Here is a 16,373-nt window from a genome sequence, read left to right as displayed (position 1 = left end):
CGCCGCGGGCCTCGCCGCCGCGCGTCGCTACGTCTGCTGCGTCGACGAGGCCCGCGCGCGCCGCCGCGACCCGGGCCCGCTCACCGGGGGCGCGCTCGAGAGGTCGTCGAGCGTCTCCAGCAGCTGCTCCAGGTCGAACGGCTTGTTGATGATCCTCGTCGCGTCCGGGTGGTCCGGGTCGATGCAGAAGCCGGGATCGCTGAGCGCGGTCACGAGCACGACCGGCACCGCTCTCCCCTCGGCCGCGAGCGTCTCCAGGAGGCGCGGCCCGTCCAGGAACGGCATCACGCAGTCGAGGATGATGACGTCCGGCGGCGCCTGGGAGCGCAGCCGCTCCAGGGCCTCCAGCGGATCGGTGTACCCCTCGACGTCATAGCCTTCCGCCAGCAGCACCTCTTCCAGCGTCTCGACGATCGCGTCGTCGTCGTCGACGACGACGACGCGCCGCCTCCCCCGTCCTGCGTCTCCCTGCTCGTCGCTCACGCTCACCTCGTGGAGAACTCCGGTGTCACTTCTGGGACCGGCCGCTCTCGCCGTCTACCCTCGGACACCGCATCTGTGCGAATTGTTTACAGGCTCTCCCGGAGCTCGCTCCGGCGGCCCCGGTCTCCGCCCTCGCCGCGGCGCCCCCGCGCGGCCTCAGCTCCCCCGAGGAGCCTGCCCGGGCGCCTGCGAGAGCTCCGGAGAGCTCCCGATCCGCGTGTGCAGCTGGACGGGCTTCTGGCGCAGCCGGAGGCGCATGTTGATGAGCTCGACGCCGAGCGAGAACGCCATGGCGAAGTAGATGTAGCCCTTGCTGATGTGCTGACCCATGCCGTCGGCCACCAGCACGACGCCGATGAGGAGCAGGAAGCTCAGCGCGAGGATCTTCATGCTCGGGTGGCGGTGGATGAACGCGCCGATCTTGCCGGCGAAGACGAGCATCACGCCCACCGCGACGAACATGGCCACCATCATGATCGAGATGTGCTGCGCCATGCCGACGGCGGTGATGACCGAGTCGAGCGAAAAGACGATGTCGAGCAGCACGATCTGCGCGATGACCGAGGGGAACGACGCCCCGCCCCTCGACGGCGCGCCCTTGGGATCTTCGACCTCGAGCTTGTCGAACATCTCGTGGGTCGCCTTGCCGATCAGGAATACACCGCCGCCGAGCAGGATCAGGTCACGACCGCTGAAGCCGTGTCCGAACAGGGTGAACAGGGTCGCCTTGAGCCCCATGACCCATGAGATGGCGAGCAGGAGGAGCAGCCGCATCCCGAGGGCGAGCAAGAGGCCGATGCGGCGCGCGAGCGGCTGCTGCTCGGGCGGCAGCTTCGCCGTCATGATGGAAAGGAAGACGATGTTGTCGATTCCAAGCACGATTTCCAGCGCGCTGAGCGTCGCGAGCGTGAGCCAGCCGTCGGCGTGCAGAAAGGCGCTCATGTCGGGCATCGGGGTGGCCCTTTGTAGCATGACGCGGCGCGAACGCCCGCGACGTCGTCCCGCGATGGCCCGCTCTCCGGCTGGATCCAGGGCGATCTTGCTCCCGCGTTCAGGGCGCGGGGCCGCGGCCAGCGTCGGTGTGGGCCCTCGCGTGAGCGCGCGGGCTTGAAAGGGAAAGGCCCGGCGCTTGACGCAGGATGTCGCGATCCGGTACAGATGATATGGAAGTACGATCAAGTGGATCTGCCTCCTTCCTGGCTTCCAGGTGAGCTCCTGAGGGGTGTTGGCGAGCTCGCCGCGGGGCGCTGTGTCTTTTCGCCACACCGGCGAAGCGGCGTGGTCGTCTGTTCTCCACCTGCAACAGGTAGTCTCATGGAGGGGGGGGAGACCTCGTGACGCTGGTTCCGAAGATCGGATTCGGGCAGGAGGGGGGCTGGGCTGCCCGCGGCGGCGCTGACGGGTTATCGCTCGGGCGAGCGCGCTTGCAGGGCGATCTGCCGGTCGAGGAGCCGGAGGCGTGCTGGCTGGACGGCGACGAGGTCTGGCTGCGCATCGAGGGGCTCGATCCGAGCTACCCGGTCGTCCTGCTCGGCGCGATGGGCGCCTGGATCGAGCCCGATTACCAGACGTCGTTCCCCTTCGGCAGCGTGGTCCTCGTGCGCCTCGGCTTCCGCGGTGACGAGATCGGCCCGATCCCCGCCCTCCTCGTGCTGCAGTCGATGGGCCTCCGGGGCCCGCTCATCGGGCTCTCGTTCCAGGAGGTCTCCGCGCGCGCGAGCGGCCAGATCCGCGAGGCGCTGCGCGCCCTCGTCGACGCCGGCGCGGCCAAGGCCGCGGCCTCGAGCCTCTTCCGGTCCTCGGCCGCCGAGGCCGGGCAGGTGCGCGAGGTGATCGACGACCCGCGGCGGGTGCGCGACATCCTGAGCGTCCTCCTGCGCAAGAAGGGCATCGTCCGCCGCGCCGCCGAGAGCGCGCCGTCCCTGTGCGTGATGCTCAGCGAGGTGGGGATCGGGACGGTCCGCTGGTTCGGCATCGAGGGCTGGAGCGAGGCGTCCGCGGTCGAGATCGCCGGGCACAGCTCCGTCTTCCGGTTCAACATCCGGGCGGAGCAGGTGCGCCCGGGCGAGATCGTGTCCGCGCTGCCGGCGCGCGTGGAGCGCCTCCGGCAGAGCCTCCACGAGCGGGGCGTCGAGGTCGAGCTCACCGCGCGCTTCCTGCACCCGGACTGGCTCCACCTGCCGCCGGTGGTGGCCGAGGTGGTCGACGTGTCGTTCTCGAGCCTGCGGCTCGCGGTGCGCGAGGGGCAGCCGCCGCTCGATCCGCGGCTCAAGCTCGCGCTGGAGCTCCCGGACGGCGACGACGGGGTGATCCACCTGAAGGGCGAGGTGCGGTCGGTGTCCGCGGCCGAGGACGGCGCCGGGCAGCTCTCCAGCGTGCGCGTCGTCGCCGCGAAGCGCGACGACGAGCGGCGCTGGCTGCGGCTCGTGTCCCGCATCCTGCACGCGACCACCTACGGGGGGACGGCCTGGCAGGCGGAGTTCTGGGACCTCTTCGCCTCGTCCGGCTACTTCAACCTCTCCGGGCGGCGGCCGGAGAACTTCGAGGCCATGCGGCCGAGCTTCATGAGGATGGCGCAGCGGGCCGCGGCGGTGCCGCACCTCCTGCACAACGTCACCTGCCTCTCCGAGCACGGCATCGAGGGCAATTTCTCGGTGATGAAGCCTTACCACGGCACGTGGATGTTTCATCAGCTCGCGAAGCGGCCCAAGAGCGCCTCCAACCTGAGCTCCCGCCAGGTGCTCCGCGACATCTTCACGCGCTGCTGCGAGTACGCGCTGGCCGACCCGGAGTGCCGGTGGGTCATCGTCTACGCCGAGGCGCACGTCTCGTGGAACGAGCGGTCGTTCTTCGAATTCGCCCGCAGGCACGAGGCGACGGGGCTCGCGCTCTCGCTCCCGTTCCGCCTGATGGGCGTCGACGTCCCGGCGCTGCCCCGAGGGCCCTCCGGGGCGGACGGGGCGCCGCTCGAGATCGGCGAGGCGACCCCGTCGGAGCAGGCGGCGCTGCTCGGCCAGCTGTGCGCGACGTCGCCGCGCCCGTACGCGGAGGCGCTCGATCTCGTGCCGGGCAGGCTCGCGATGGGCCCCTGCGTCGAGCGCTGGCGCAGCGCCGGCCTCGAGCGGGAGCGCGCGATCCTCGTCGCGCGCCAGCGCGGCGAGGCCGTCGCGGCCGCCGTCCTCGAGCTCGGCGAGCTCGGCACGAACCTCTTCCGGCTGCTCGACTCGGTCCGCCTCGTCCCCATGCGCCCCGGCGGGGACGCCGCCTTCGCCCCGCTGGTCGACGCCGCGTGCGCGTGGTTCCGGGGCCACGATCGGCCGTCGTTCATCTACTTCGGCGAGAGCGGCAGGCTCAGCTACGACGGTCCCGCCGGCCTGAACGACCTCGGCGAAGGGCGGTTGTGGATCGTCGCCCGGGAGCTCGTCCCGGCGTTCGTCGAGCATGTCTACCAGCTCACCGAGCCAAAGCCGCCGCAACGCTAGCCGCGGCCGGGCTCAGGGCCAGGCTGGCGCGAGGCTGGCGCGAGGCTGGCGCGAGGCAGGAGCGAGGCTGGCGCGAGGCTCGCGTCGCGCCGGCGACCTGGCTCCGCCGCGACGGCGCGCTACGGTCTTAGCTCCCCCACGAGGCGGCATGTACCGTATCAAGATCGACAGGATCAACGCCCTCATCGAGGTCACGTTGCAAGGCGTCGTGCGCGCGGAGGAGGCGCACGCGTACGCCGCCGAGTACAGGAGGGCGCTCGGCTCGCTCTGCGGCCGGAGGATCCGCGTCCTCGTGGATTTCCGGGGGTTCTCCATCGCCTCCGAGGAGGCGACGGAGCTCCTCCGCGACATCGGCGCGACCTCGGCCGCGCTGGGGGTGATCCGGACCGCCGAGCTCGTCCAGAGCGACCTCGCCGCCCTGCAGGCGGCCCGCATCGCCCGGGAGGCGGGCACCGCGGGCCTCGTGCGGGTCTTCAAGGACGAGGGCGCCGCGCGCGCCTGGCTCCTCGGCGACCGCGCCGCGCCGTGAGGCGGGCGGCCGCCGGGGCGGCCCGGGTCAGCGCACGACGAGCACGTCCTCGAGGGGGCGGCGGAGCGCGCGCGTCGACGGCGGGCCCGCGAGCGAGAGGCGAAACAGCAGGATCTCCGCCGTCGCGTCGGTGACGTCGAACAGCCGGACGTACCGCTCCCGGAGCCCCCGCGCGACCGCGACGGTCTCCGGATCCAGCCCCTCGCCGCCGCCGCGGATGAGGCGCGCGAACAGGTACGGCAGCGTCGCCATCGGATAGACGGCGATCCCCCGCTGCGCGGCCGTGAGCCACGCCCGCTCGACCGCCCGGCCGCCCTGGAAGTAGTCCGCGAGCCCGGCGCGCGGCATCGTGATCAGCGCGACGGCCATCGCGCCGGCGATCGCCTTGCGCGCCGTCTTCTCCAGCGCCCGGCCGCCGCCCCAGCGCCGCACGAGCTCCATCTTGCGGAAGTCCCGGCACATCGTGAACCCCGCGAGATCGGCCGGCGAGAGCTCGAACGAGCCGACGAAGATGCCGTCCCGGCGCGCCGCCGCCTCCGCCTCGGTCCAGCGGATCTCCTTCATCAGGTCGGCGTGCGTGCCCGGCGCGAGCAGCCGGACGCGATCGCCCGCGCCGATGAGCGCGGCGATCTCCTCGAGCGCCGCCGGCGACTCGAGCAGCTGGAGGTCCGCCCCCGGGACGGACCGGACCGCCGCGGCGAGGGCGGCCCGGTGCTCGTCGGCGAGCGCCGCCCGCTCGCCGGGTCGCCGGTTCGTGTGCCGGAGCCCGATGGCGTCCGCGAGGGGATCCATCGCGTGGTCCTCGGCGCCGCTCACCGGCGCGTCGAAGAAGTCGAACGTCGCCGCGAGGTCCTCGCCGCCCAGCGGGAAGGGCGAGAGGCGGACCGAGAGCCCCTCGCGGTGGGCGGCGAGGACGACGTTCTCGGCGGCCGCGCCGAGCGCGACCACGCCGCCCGCCCCCTGGAAGTCGGCGAGCGATTCGGAGCGCGCCCGGTCGTGGAACAGGCCGAGGCGGCGCGCCTCGTAGACCCAGAGCCAGGGCTGGCAGTTGCCGCCCGAGGGCGCCGCGATCCCCGCCCCGACGAGCCGCCGGAGCCGCTCCGGGTCGAGCGGGGCGGCGCCGTCGTCCCCGCCGCGCGGGAGCGCGAGCGCTGCGGGGCCCTGCGCCGGGCGGCGCGGCGCGGGCGGCGCGGGCGGCGCGGCCGGGTCGCCCTCGGGGCCGCCGATGATCTGCTCCAGGTCGACGTAGTACCGGCCCGACCGCACCGGCTCCCCCAGGGCGATCCGGCGCGCCGTGTCCGCGGCCGCGGCCCCGCCGTGGACGACCGCCGAGCCGAGCTGCGGCCATGTGCTCACCGTCTGCTGCACCTCGATGAGCGTGGCGCCGAACCGCGCAGAGAGCGTGTCCTGCCCGATGATCTGCATCACATAAGGCACCTTGTCCTCGGTCGACAGGCCGCGGATGCGCTCGGGCCTGAGGTCGCCGACGAGCCCGTGGAGGATCGGCCGGTCCGGCTCCAGGTCGAAGCGCTCGACGTCGATGAGCCCCCGGTCGCTCGTGTCCATCACGACCGGTATGCGGTGGGCGCGCGCCCGGTAGCGGATCTCCAGCTTGATATCGAGGCTGTCGCACTCCTCCACGACGATATCGAGCTTGCCCCCCTCCAGGAGGAAGCGATCGATGTTGCCCGGAGTGACCCCTTCGGAAAGGCACGTTACTTTGAAGAACGGGTCGAGCTCGGCGATGTCGCGCGCGGTGGCGACCGCCTTCGGCACGTCGAGGTTGTGCACGCCGGTCCGGATCCGGTTCATGTTCGAGAGCTCGAGGTGGTCGAAGTCGGCGATGCGCAGCTCGCCGGCGCTCCGCTCGAGCGCGATGGTGAGCGCCACGGACTGGCCGACGGAGAGCCCGACGACGCCGATCCGCCGGCGCGCGAGCGTCTCCTGCTCTTCGGCGCTGATCTTGTACTTGTTGCGGTTGGTCCGGAGCTCGACGAACTCGGCCTCATCGAGCAGGTGCACGAGGCGGTGCGACCACGGGTAGTGGACCCAGACGCCGTACGCCTCCCGCGGGGCGCCGCGGAGGTGCTCCTCGACGAGCCGCGCGATCTCGCGCTCATCGAGGGTGCGGCTCGGGTGCCGCGTCTTGACCAGATCCGCGAGCTGCCGGTCGATCGCGTCGAAGACCTGGACGCGCGCGTCGTCGCGGAGCAGGCGCCCGAGCGCCTCGGCGTCCGCGTCGCGCGCCGGCCGGAAGAGGCGCGGCCGCCACTCGGTCGATTCTGCGTCTCGTCGCTGAGGGGAGGAGAGGAGCGCTTGCCAGCTGGTCATGACCACCGTGGTACCAGGTCTCTCCCGGCGCGTCGCGGCGCCGGCCGGCGCCGCCGCCGCGGCCCGCGATGGCCCCCCGATCAGCGCGGCGTGCGGGGCGCCCGGCCCTCGATCTCGAGCCTCATCCTGGCGACCTTGTGGTGCACCGTGGCGGCCTCGGGCCCGCTGACCTCGAGGTAGCGCAGGGCGCCCGCGATGTCGTTGCCCCGGAACGACCTCACCCGCGGGTTGAACCAGCTGAGCGCTATCGTGATCTGCCGAACGAGCAGCGCATCGGTGCAGATCGCCACAGTGAGTGTGTGGTTGCTTACGAAATCGTTGACCGACGCGCGCTGCTTCGCGTTGGGGCCGCCCCCGGCGGTCACCACCAGCGTTTTGGAGCAGGTGGGCGGGAGCGCCAGCACCGTCTGCATGTAGAGCTCCCAGTCCTCGTCGCTCGGCGGTTCCCTGCCGTGGACGGCGATGAGCACGTGCTCCGTCGTGTCGAACAGCATGGTGGGTAGGGTCATCGTCTCACCGAGCGCTCGCAGAGCTTACGTCGTCGCGTCGCCGAGCCGCCAGATCGCGGCGCCGTCTGCTGGGGCCGCCGCGTGGACGGCGACGGGGCAAGGGGTCGCGAGATCCATGGCGTTGCACCTAGGACGGTTCGATCGACGCAGCAACGCTCGGCGGCGACTTTCGACGCGGTGGCGGCGCCATGCGGCGCGCGGGGCCGGGCCGCGCGCCGCGCCCGCGGCGTCGGGCCGGCTCGGCCTCGGAGGCGCGGTCGATGACGCCGCCCGAGCGGGGCGACCGCCCGCGATCGTGCGGCGTGACGCGGCATGACCAGGGCGTACCCGAGTTGTTTCCAAAGGATTTCATGACGTGCTGCTGGGCAGTTGCACCGGGGCCTGTCAGCCACGCTGTGGTCTATACTACGGAATGTGCGTGGACGGTCTTTCTCACCGCGGCTCCGGCGCATGCGGCGTCGCAGCGAGGCTTGACGAATGACCCCCACCGCATGTAGCGCTCGATCGGTGGGTTGTATTGTCCAGCGGACAGGGCCGGCGCCCGGCCTGCTGCGGATGTCAATGTGACCACCTCGCCGGGGGAAAGGTGTTTCGCGATGCGCGTGCTGGAAAACTTCGTCGGCGGCGCCTGGTCTCGCTCTTCGGGGACGACGCACCTCGAGGTGAAGAACCCGGCCACCGGGGAATCTCTTGCAAAGGTCCCGCTCGGGACCGCGGCGGACGTCGACGCGGCGGTGAAGGCGGCGCAGGCGGCGTTCCCCGGCTGGAGCGCGACGCCGCCGGTGCAGCGGGCGCGCTACCTCTTCAAGCTGCGCGAGGTCTTCGACGCCCACCGCGACGAGATCGCGGCGATCTGCACCTCCGAGCACGGCAAGACGCTGGCCGAGGCCAGGAACGATTTCGGCCGCGGCATCGAGAACGTCGAGCACGCGGCCGGCATCCCGTCGCTGATGATGGGGCAGGGCCTCGGGGACGTGGCGTCCGGGATCGACTGCCACACGGTCCGCCAGCCGCTCGGCGTGTTCGCGGCGATCACGCCGTTCAACTTCCCTCCGATGGTCCCGCTCTGGTTTCTGCCCTACGCGATCGCCGCGGGGAACACCTTCGTCCTCAAGCCGTCGGAGCAGGTCCCGCTCTCGCAGCAGCGCATCTTCGAGCTCATCCACCAGGTCGGGCTGCCGCCCGGGGTCGTGAACCTGGTCCACGGCGGCCGCGACGTCGTGAACGCCCTCTGCGCGCACAGGGACATTGCGGGCGTGTCGTTCGTCGGCTCGTCGTCGGTCGCGCGCCACGTGTACAAGAGCGCGGCAGAGGCGGGCAAGCGGGCCCAGGCGCTCGGCGGGGCGAAGAACTTCCTCGTGGTGATGCCGGACGCCGAGCGGCCGAAGACGATCAGCAACGTGGCCGAGTCGATCTACGGCTGCTCGGGCCAGCGGTGCCTGGCCGGCAGCGTGGTCGTGTGCGTCGGCGACGCGGTCGAGGCCGTGCGCGAGGGGCTCGTCGGCCACGCGAGGTCGATCGTGCTGGGCGACGGATCGAAGCCGGGCGTGACCATGGGCCCGGTGATCTCGGCGGCGCACCGCGACCGGGTGATCTCGTACATCGACAAGGGGGTGTCGGAGGGGGCGACGCTCCTCGTGGACGGCCGGGACGCCAGGGTCGAGGGGTATCCGAACGGCAACTGGGTCGGGCCCACGGTCTTCGACGACGTGAAGCCGGGGATGGTGATCGCGACCGAGGAGATCTTCGGCCCGGTCGCCTGCCTGATGCGCGCGAGCGACCTCGACGAGGCGATCGCGATCGCGAACCGGAGCGAGTACGGCAATGCGGCGTCGATCTTCACGTCGAGCGGCGGCGCCGCGCGCGAGTTCCAGCACCGCGTCACGGCCGGGATGGTCGGCGTGAACATCGGCGTCGCGGCGCCGATGGCCTTCTTCCCGTTCGGCGGCCAGAAGGGCAGCTTCTTCGGCGACCTGAAGGCGCACGGCCCGACGGCCATCGACTTCTACACGGAGCGCAAGATCGTCATCACGAGGTGGTTCTGATGGCACGAAACGTACTTGGCGGGCTGATCCAGTGCTCGACCCCGGCCCTCGACGAGGGCGCCTCGGTCCTCGCGATCCGGGACGCGATGTTCGAGAAGCACCTCCCGTTCATCGACGAGGCGGGGAAGAAGGGGGTGCAGATCCTCTGTTTGCAGGAGGTCTTCAACACGCCTTATTTCTGCCCCTCGCAGGACGCGAAATGGTGCGACGTGGCCGAGCCCGTCCCGGGCCCGACGGTCGAGCGGCTCACCGCCTACGCCAAGAAGTACAAGATGGTGATGATCATCCCCATCTACGAGCGGGAGATGGCGGGCGTCTACTACAACACCGCGGCCGTGGTCGACGCCGACGGGACGTACCTCGGCAAGTACCGGAAGACGCATATCCCGCACACGAACGGGTTCTGGGAGAAGTTCTTCTTCAAGCCGGGGAACCTCGGCTATCCCACGTTCCAGACGCGGTATGCGCGGATCGGCGTGTACATCTGCTACGATCGCCACTTCCCGGAGGGGGCGCGGCTGCTCGGCCTGAACGGGGCCGAGATCGTGTGGAACCCGTCGGCGACGGTCGCCGGGCTCTCCCAGTACCTCTGGAAGCTGGAGCAGCCCGCGCACGCCGTGGCCAACGGCTACTTCATCGCCGCCTCGAACCGCGTCGGCACCGAGGCGCCGTGGAACATCGGCAAGTTCTACGGCACGAGCTACTTCTGCGACCCGAGGGGCACCTTCCTCGCGACCGGGAGCGAGGACCAGGACGAGCTCGTGGTCGCCGAGATGAACCTCGACCTGATCGAGGAGGTCCGGAGGACATGGCAGTTCTACCGGGATCGCCGGCCCGAGAGCTACGGTGAGCTCACGAAGCAGCTGCCTTGAGGGCCGCCGGCCGCGGCGAGGCGACGGAGGTCGCTAGCCGGTCCATGCGAAGTCCACCGCGAAGCCAGGAGCAGCGCCGGGGCGCTGGTCGCGGACGGCACGCTCCCCCGGCGTTTCCCTCGCCACGGCGGCGCCGCCCCCCGGAGGGGGCCCGCCGCCCGGCGCGCACCCGCGGAGAAGCAACATGGGCATCCTGATCAAGAACGGCGAGATCATCACAGCGAGCGACCGGTTCGTCGGCGACGTCTACTGCGAGGACGGGAAGATCGCCGCGGTCGGCGCGGGGCTCGCGAAGGAGCGCGCGGGAGATACGGTGATCGACGCCTCGGGGCAGCTCGTCTTCCCGGGCGGGGTCGACGCCCACGTGCACATGGAGCTGCCGTTCATGGGGACGGAGAGCTCGGACGACTTCGAGACCGGCACCGCGGCGGGCGTCGCCGGGGGCACGACGTCGATCATCGATTTCGTGATCCCGAGCCGCGGGCAATCGCTGCTCGACGGGCTCGCGATGTGGCACGAGAAGGCGAAGAAGGCGGTGGCCGATTACGCCTTTCACATGGCCGTCACCTGGTTCGGCGACGAGACGCTCAAGGAGATGGCGGTCTGCGCGCGCGAGCGCGGCATCCCGTCGTTCAAGACCTTCATGGCCTACCGCGGCGCCATCGGCGTCGACGACCCGGAGCTCATCCAGGTGATGGAGGCGGCCAAGGGGCTCGGGGCGCTCGTCACCGTCCACGCCGAGCACGGCGACGCGGTCGTCGCGCTCCAGAAGAAGCTGCTGAAGGAGGGCAAGGCCCACCCGCGGTACCACGCGGAGAGCCGCCCCTCGCCGATCGAGGGGGAGGCGACGGGGCGCGCGATCATGCTCGCCCGGGTGCTCGGCGAGCCGATCTACATCGTCCACCTCACCTGCAAGGAGGCGCTCGCCGCGGTCGCCGAGGCGCGGAGCCGGGGCCAGGTGGTCATGGCCGAGACGTGCCCCCAGTACCTTTTGCTCGACGACTCGGTCTACGACAAGCCGAGCTTCGAGGGCGCGGCGTACGTGATGAGCCCGCCGATCCGGCCGAAGGGGCACCAGGACGCGCTCTGGGCCGCGCTCTCGACGGGGCTCATCCAGACCGTGGCGACCGACCACTGCCCCTTCAACCAGGTCGGCCAGAAGGACATGGGCAAGGACGACTTCTCGAAGATCCCGAACGGCGCCGCCGGCATCGAGAACCGGCTCGCCCTGCTCTGGACCTACGGGGTGCTCGAGGGGCGGATCGACGTCCACCGCTTCGTCGATCTCGTCTCCACGCAGCCGGCCAAGATCTTCGGGCTGTACCCGCGCAAGGGCTCGATCGTGCCCGGCGGCGACGCGGATCTCGTGGTCTTCGACCCGAAGGGGACGAGCACGATCTCCGCGAAGACCCACCACCACCGGTGCGACCGGAGCATCTTCGAGGGGTTCGAGGTGAAGGGGAGGCCGACGCATGTCATCGTGAACGGCCGGGTCCAGTTCGCGGACGGCAAGCTCGACGTGGAGCGCGGCGCCGGGCGCTACCTGCCGCGGCGGCTCGGCCCGATCCAGGGCTCACGGGCCGCGTGATCCGAGGCCGCCGGAGCGCGCGAGCACGACCATGACCCGAGACCCAAGCCGCCCCTCACCCCTCCCGTCCGGCCGGATCGAAGAGCGATTCGAGGACAAGAGCCCGCGCTACACCGAGGCCGAGGCGATCGCCGAGGCGAACCGGTGCCTCTACTGCGTCGACGCGCCCTGCGTAAGGGCGTGCCCGACCTCCATCGACATCCCGAGCTTCATCCGGAAGATCGCGACGGGCCAGGTGAAGGGCGCCGCCCGCACCATCCTCACGGCCAACCTGCTCGGCCAGTCGTGCGGGCAGGCGTGCCCCGTGGAGGTGCTCTGCGCGGGCGACTGCGTCTACAACGCGTGGGGGCGCGCGCCGATCGCGATCGGCCGACTCCAGCGCTACGCGGTCGAGTCGGCGCTCGCGCGCGATCCGCGGCTCTTCCGGGCGAAGCCGCCCACGGGCAAGCGCGTCGCGCTCGTGGGCGCGGGGCCCGCGTCGATCGCGGCGGCGGGCTACCTCGCCCTCGAGGGGCACCGCGCCGTGATCTTCGAGCGGAAGTCGATCCCCGGCGGCCTGAACACGCTCGGGATCGCGCCCTACAAGATGAAGGGCCACGAGGCGCTCCGCGAGCTCGAGTGGGTGCTGTCGCTCGGGGACGTCGAGCTCCGCACGGGCGTCTCGGTCGTCGAGCGGGCGGCCGCGCCGGGCGAGGTGTCGGCAGGCGACCTGATCGCGGGCTACGACGCGGTCTTCCTGGGGCTCGGCCTCGGCGCCGACGCGCGCCTCGGCATCCCCGGGGAGGACGGCGAGGGCGTGGTGGGCGCGACCGCGTTCATCGAGCGGCTCAAGGCCGATCCGCGCCTCGATCTCGCGGGCGTGCGGCGCGCGGCCGTGGTCGGCGGCGGCAACACGGCGCTCGACGTCGCGCACGAGCTCGCGCTGCTCGGGGTCGACGTGGCGATCGTGTACCGCCGCTCCGAGGCCGAGATGTCGGGCTACGCGCACGAGCTGGAGGGCGCGCGCGTCGCCGGGGCGCGGCTCGTCGAGAACCGGGTGCCGGTCGAGGTGGTGCGCGAGGGCGGGCGGGTCGTCGCGCTGCGGGTCGCGCCCGCGGACGCGCGGCGGGGGGCGCAGGGCCCGGCGCCGGTCGCGGAGGAGCTCGTGCCGGCCGACCTCGTCGCGGTCGCGATCGGGCAGAGCCGGGCGACGCGGGTGGCGCTCGCGTTCGAGGGCGTCTCGCTCGACGCGCGGGGGCGCGTGGTGGTCGACCCGGCGACGCACCGCACGGGCAACCCGAAGGTCTACAGCGGCGGCGACTGCGTGAACGGCGGCAAGGAGGTCGTCAACGCGGTCGCCGAGGCCAAGATCGCCGCGCGCGCGATGCACGAAGCTTTGATGACGCGGGCGGGCGGCGCGGCGCCCGGGCCCGCACCGCAAGGGAGCTGAGCGATGGCCGACCTCTCTATCGACTTCGCCGGGATCAAGAGCCCGAACCCGTTCTGGCTCGCCTCGGCGCCGCCGACGAACACCGGCGATCAGGTCCGGCGCGCCTTCGACGCCGGCTGGGGCGGCGCCGTCTGGAAAACGCTCGGAAACCCGATCGTCAACGTGTCGAGCCGCTTCGGAGGCATCGATTACGGCACGATGCGGCTCATGGGGCTCAACAACGTCGAGCTCATCACCGACCGCCCGCTCGACCTGAACCTCAAGGAGATGCGCGAGGTCAAGCGGCGCTACCCGGGCCACGCGCTCATCGCCTCGCTCATGGTCGAGACGAAGGACGAGTGGCGCGAGATCATCCGCAAGGCCGAGGACACGGGCGCCGACGGGCTCGAGCTCAACTTCGGCTGCCCGCACGGGATGTGCGAGCGCGGCATGGGCTCGGCCGTCGGCAACGAGCCGGCGGTCCTCCAGGAGATCGCGCGGTGGGCCGTCGAGTTCGCGACGACGCCGGTCATCGTGAAGCTCACGCCCAACGTCGGCGACATCCTCGAGCCGGGCGAGGCGGTGCTCCGGTCCGGGGCGCACGGGATCTCGCTGATCAACACGATCAAGTCGCTGATGGGCGTCGATCTGGAGCGGATGGTCCCGCTGCCGCGGGTCGGCGGCGCGTCGACGAACGGCGGCTACTGCGGGCCCGCGGTCAAGCCGATCGCGCTGCATCTCCTGAGCCAGCTCGCGCGCCACCCCCAGATCGCCCGGCTGCCCATCTCGGGCATCGGCGGCATCTCGAGCGCCCGCGACGCCGCGGAGTTCATCGCGCTCGGCGCGACGAGCGTGCAGGTGTGCACCGCGGTGATGCACTACGGCTACCGCATCGTCGAGGAGATGATCGAGGGGCTCGGCGACTGGCTCGACGAGCACGGGATGCGCTCGGTGAGCGAGCTCCGGGGCAGGGCGATCCCGCAGGTGCAGGAGTGGGGCGAGCTCGATCTCTCGTACCGGGTGGTCGCGGAGATCAGCGCCGAGAAGTGCATCGGCTGCCAGCTCTGTTACGTCGCCTGCATGGACGGGGCGCACCAGTGCATCCACCTGCCGGGCAGGACGGAGGCGGAGGCGCGCGCGGCGGGCCACACGCACATCCCGAAGGTCGTCCCGGATCGCCCGGTGACGGCGGACCCGAGCGGCGCCGCAGCGCCGTCGCGCGTCCCGTTCGTGGACGAGGAGGAGTGCATCGGCTGCAACCTGTGCGCGCTGGTGTGCCCTGTGTCGGGGTGCATCACGATGAGGGAGGTGCCTTCAGGCAGGCCGCCTGAGACGTGGAACGACCGTGTCCAGAAGGGGACGGACTTCGTGCCTGGCGGGCTGGAAGCGACCGCCCGCGCGCGGAGCTCCTGATCCCGGGCTCCTGACCCGCCGGCCTGGAGCCCGCGACGATCGCGAACGCGCACGCGCCGGCGGAGCTCGCAGGGAGGAGCCTCGATGTCGCTGACGAACGAAGATCTCGCGCCCACGCCGGAGGCGGCGCGCACCTGGAAGGTCGGGCATTTCGCGGCGCTGTGGATCGGGATGGCGGTCTGCATCCCGACGTACACGATGGCCTCCGGGCTCATCGATCAGGGGATGAGCTGGCAGCAGGCGCTCGCGTGCGTGGCGCTCGGCAACGTCATCGTGCTCCTGCCGATGATCCTGAACGCCCACGCGGGCACCCGGTACGGCATCCCGTTTCCGGTGTTCGCCCGCGCGTCGTTCGGCGTGACGGGCGCGAACGTGCCCGCGGTGCTGCGCGCGCTGGTCGCCTGCGGGTGGTTCGGCATCCAGACGTGGCTCGGCGGGCAGGCGCTGTGGCAGCTCCTCGTCGCGCTCCTGCCCTCGGCGGAGGCGCCGCTCACCTCGGCGGCGTTCAAGGGGGCGATCGGCATCCACCCCGGCGAGCTCCTCGGGTTCGCCGTCTTCTGGGCGATCAACCTCCATTTCATCCTGAAGGGGACGGAGTCGATCAAGTTCCTCGAGACGTGGGCGGCGCCGTTCCTCATCGTGATGGGGCTCGTGATGCTCGGCTGGGCGTACGTCCGCGCGGGCGGGTTCGGCCCGATGCTGTCGCAGCCGTCGAAGATCCCCGAGGGGCAGCTCCTCAGCGTGTTCGCGCCGGGCCTCACCGCGATGGTCGGGTTCTGGGCCACGCTCTCGCTGAACATCCCGGACTTCACGCGGTACGCGCGCAGCCAGCGCGATCAGGCGATCGGCCAGGCGCTCGGGCTGCCGGCGACCATGGTGCTGTTCTCGTTCATCGGGGTCGCGGTCACCTCGGCCACGCCGGTGATCTTCGGGGAGCTCATCTGGGATCCGGTGAAGCTGCTCGCCCGGATCGGCGGCGCGTTCATCATGGTCCTCGCGATGGTGGGCGTGTCGGTCGCCACGCTCTCGACGAACCTCGCCGCCAACGTCGTCTCGCCGGCCAACGACTTCTCCAACCTCGCGCCCCACCGCATCTCGGCCCGGGCGGGCGGCGTGATCACCGCCGTCCTCGGCGCGGTGATCCTGCCGTGGAAGCTCATCGAGTCGTCGCAGGGGTACATCTTCACGTGGCTCGTCGGCTACTCGGCGCTCCTCGGGCCGATCGGCGGGATCATGATCGCCGATTACTTCCTCCTCCGGAGGACGCAGCTCGAGGTGGGCGACCTGTACCGGCGCGGCGGGGCTTACGAGTACCAGGGCGGGGTGAACTGGCGGGCGATGGCCGCCCTCGCGGTCGGCGTGCTCATCAACCTGCCCGGCTTCCTTGCCGAGGCGATCCCGTCGATGAAGGACGGCGTCCCGGAGGTGATGCGCGCGATCTACACGTACGCGTGGTTCGTGGGGTTCTTCGTCTCGGGAGGGCTCTACATGCTGTTCTCGCTGGCCGGCCGCGCGGAGCCCGCCGCGGCGCGCGGGGCGTCGCCGGCGCGCTGACGCGGGCGGGGGGATTTCGCGGCGCCGCGTCCGATTCCATGACACGCGCGGCGGGGTGACCGGAACAAACAACAGCGAGGGCACGAGCCCTCGCTGGAGGCACACGGCCATGAAACTCGCAGCGACGGAAATCCGGTTGAATCGCGATCTCCCCACGAC

Annotated in this window: 12 protein-coding genes; 8 read left to right on the top strand and 4 right to left on the bottom strand. The window is 71.4% G+C overall.

The window, feature by feature from the left end:
• Window positions 1-27 precede the first annotated feature (27 nt).
• Together NQZ70_RS38565 and NQZ70_RS38560 are read right to left on the bottom strand one after the other, a co-directional pair.
• The gene (locus tag NQZ70_RS38565) at window positions 28-483 is read right to left on the bottom strand and encodes a response regulator (RefSeq protein ID WP_237244413.1); all 456 of its coding nucleotides are present in this window, start codon (window positions 481-483) and stop codon (window positions 28-30) included.
• 156 nt (window positions 484-639) lie between these two features.
• Window positions 640-1,425 carry a TerC family protein gene (locus tag NQZ70_RS38560; RefSeq protein WP_129578688.1) on the bottom strand — a complete coding sequence of 262 codons (786 nt, stop codon included), beginning with the start codon at window positions 1,423-1,425 and terminating at the stop codon, window positions 640-642.
• A 392-nt stretch (window positions 1,426-1,817) separates the two neighbouring features.
• Here NQZ70_RS38560 and NQZ70_RS38555 point away from each other — a divergent pair, with 392 nt between their 5' ends.
• On the top strand, window positions 1,818-3,965 hold the full coding sequence (locus tag NQZ70_RS38555) for a hypothetical protein (protein WP_237244412.1): 2,148 nt from the start codon (window positions 1,818-1,820) through the stop codon (window positions 3,963-3,965).
• 148 nt (window positions 3,966-4,113) lie between these two features.
• The gene (locus NQZ70_RS38550; protein WP_129578687.1) at window positions 4,114-4,494 is read left to right on the top strand and encodes an STAS/SEC14 domain-containing protein; all 381 of its coding nucleotides are present in this window, start codon (window positions 4,114-4,116) and stop codon (window positions 4,492-4,494) included.
• 27 nt (window positions 4,495-4,521) lie between these two features.
• Here NQZ70_RS38550 and NQZ70_RS38545 read toward each other — a convergent pair whose 3' ends face one another.
• On the bottom strand, window positions 4,522-6,825 hold the full coding sequence (locus NQZ70_RS38545) for an Rv1355c family protein (protein ID WP_129578686.1): 2,304 nt from the start codon (window positions 6,823-6,825) through the stop codon (window positions 4,522-4,524).
• 80 nt (window positions 6,826-6,905) lie between these two features.
• Window positions 6,906-7,334, bottom strand: a complete 429-nt coding sequence (locus tag NQZ70_RS38540; protein WP_237244411.1) for a hypothetical protein — start codon at window positions 7,332-7,334, stop codon at window positions 6,906-6,908.
• 596 nt (window positions 7,335-7,930) lie between these two features.
• Here NQZ70_RS38540 and NQZ70_RS38535 point away from each other — a divergent pair.
• The 6 genes from NQZ70_RS38535 to NQZ70_RS38510 all read left to right on the top strand — a co-directional run bounded on the left by NQZ70_RS38535 (window position 7,931) and on the right by NQZ70_RS38510 (window position 16,214).
• On the top strand, window positions 7,931-9,379 hold the full coding sequence (locus NQZ70_RS38535; protein WP_129578685.1) for a CoA-acylating methylmalonate-semialdehyde dehydrogenase: 1,449 nt from the start codon (window positions 7,931-7,933) through the stop codon (window positions 9,377-9,379).
• Complete coding sequence (locus NQZ70_RS38530) at window positions 9,379-10,251, top strand: nitrilase-related carbon-nitrogen hydrolase (protein ID WP_129578684.1); 873 nt, start codon at window positions 9,379-9,381, stop codon at window positions 10,249-10,251. The genes NQZ70_RS38535 and NQZ70_RS38530 overlap by 1 nt, the downstream gene beginning before the upstream one ends.
• A 184-nt stretch (window positions 10,252-10,435) precedes the next feature.
• Window positions 10,436-11,839, top strand: a complete 1,404-nt coding sequence (gene hydA, locus NQZ70_RS38525) for a dihydropyrimidinase (RefSeq protein WP_129578683.1) — start codon at window positions 10,436-10,438, stop codon at window positions 11,837-11,839.
• 31 nt (window positions 11,840-11,870) lie between these two features.
• Window positions 11,871-13,268: an FAD-dependent oxidoreductase gene (locus NQZ70_RS38520; RefSeq protein WP_129578682.1), complete on the top strand. Its 1,398-nt coding sequence runs from the start codon at window positions 11,871-11,873 to the stop codon at window positions 13,266-13,268.
• A gap of 3 nt (window positions 13,269-13,271) precedes the next feature.
• Complete coding sequence (gene preA / locus NQZ70_RS38515) at window positions 13,272-14,660, top strand: NAD-dependent dihydropyrimidine dehydrogenase subunit PreA (RefSeq protein ID WP_129578681.1); 1,389 nt, start codon at window positions 13,272-13,274, stop codon at window positions 14,658-14,660.
• 84 nt (window positions 14,661-14,744) lie between these two features.
• Window positions 14,745-16,214 (top strand): NCS1 family nucleobase:cation symporter-1, encoded by a 1,470-nt coding sequence (locus tag NQZ70_RS38510; RefSeq protein WP_129578680.1) that lies wholly within the window; start codon window positions 14,745-14,747, stop codon window positions 16,212-16,214.
• The last annotated feature ends 159 nt before the right edge of the window (window positions 16,215-16,373 follow it).

Origin of the sequence: Sorangium sp. So ce836, assembly GCF_028553905.1 — a bacterium.
Classification (GTDB): domain Bacteria; phylum Myxococcota_A; class Polyangia; order Polyangiales; family Polyangiaceae; genus Sorangium; species Sorangium cellulosum_D.
This window is presented reverse-complemented; position numbering and strand designations above follow the sequence as displayed.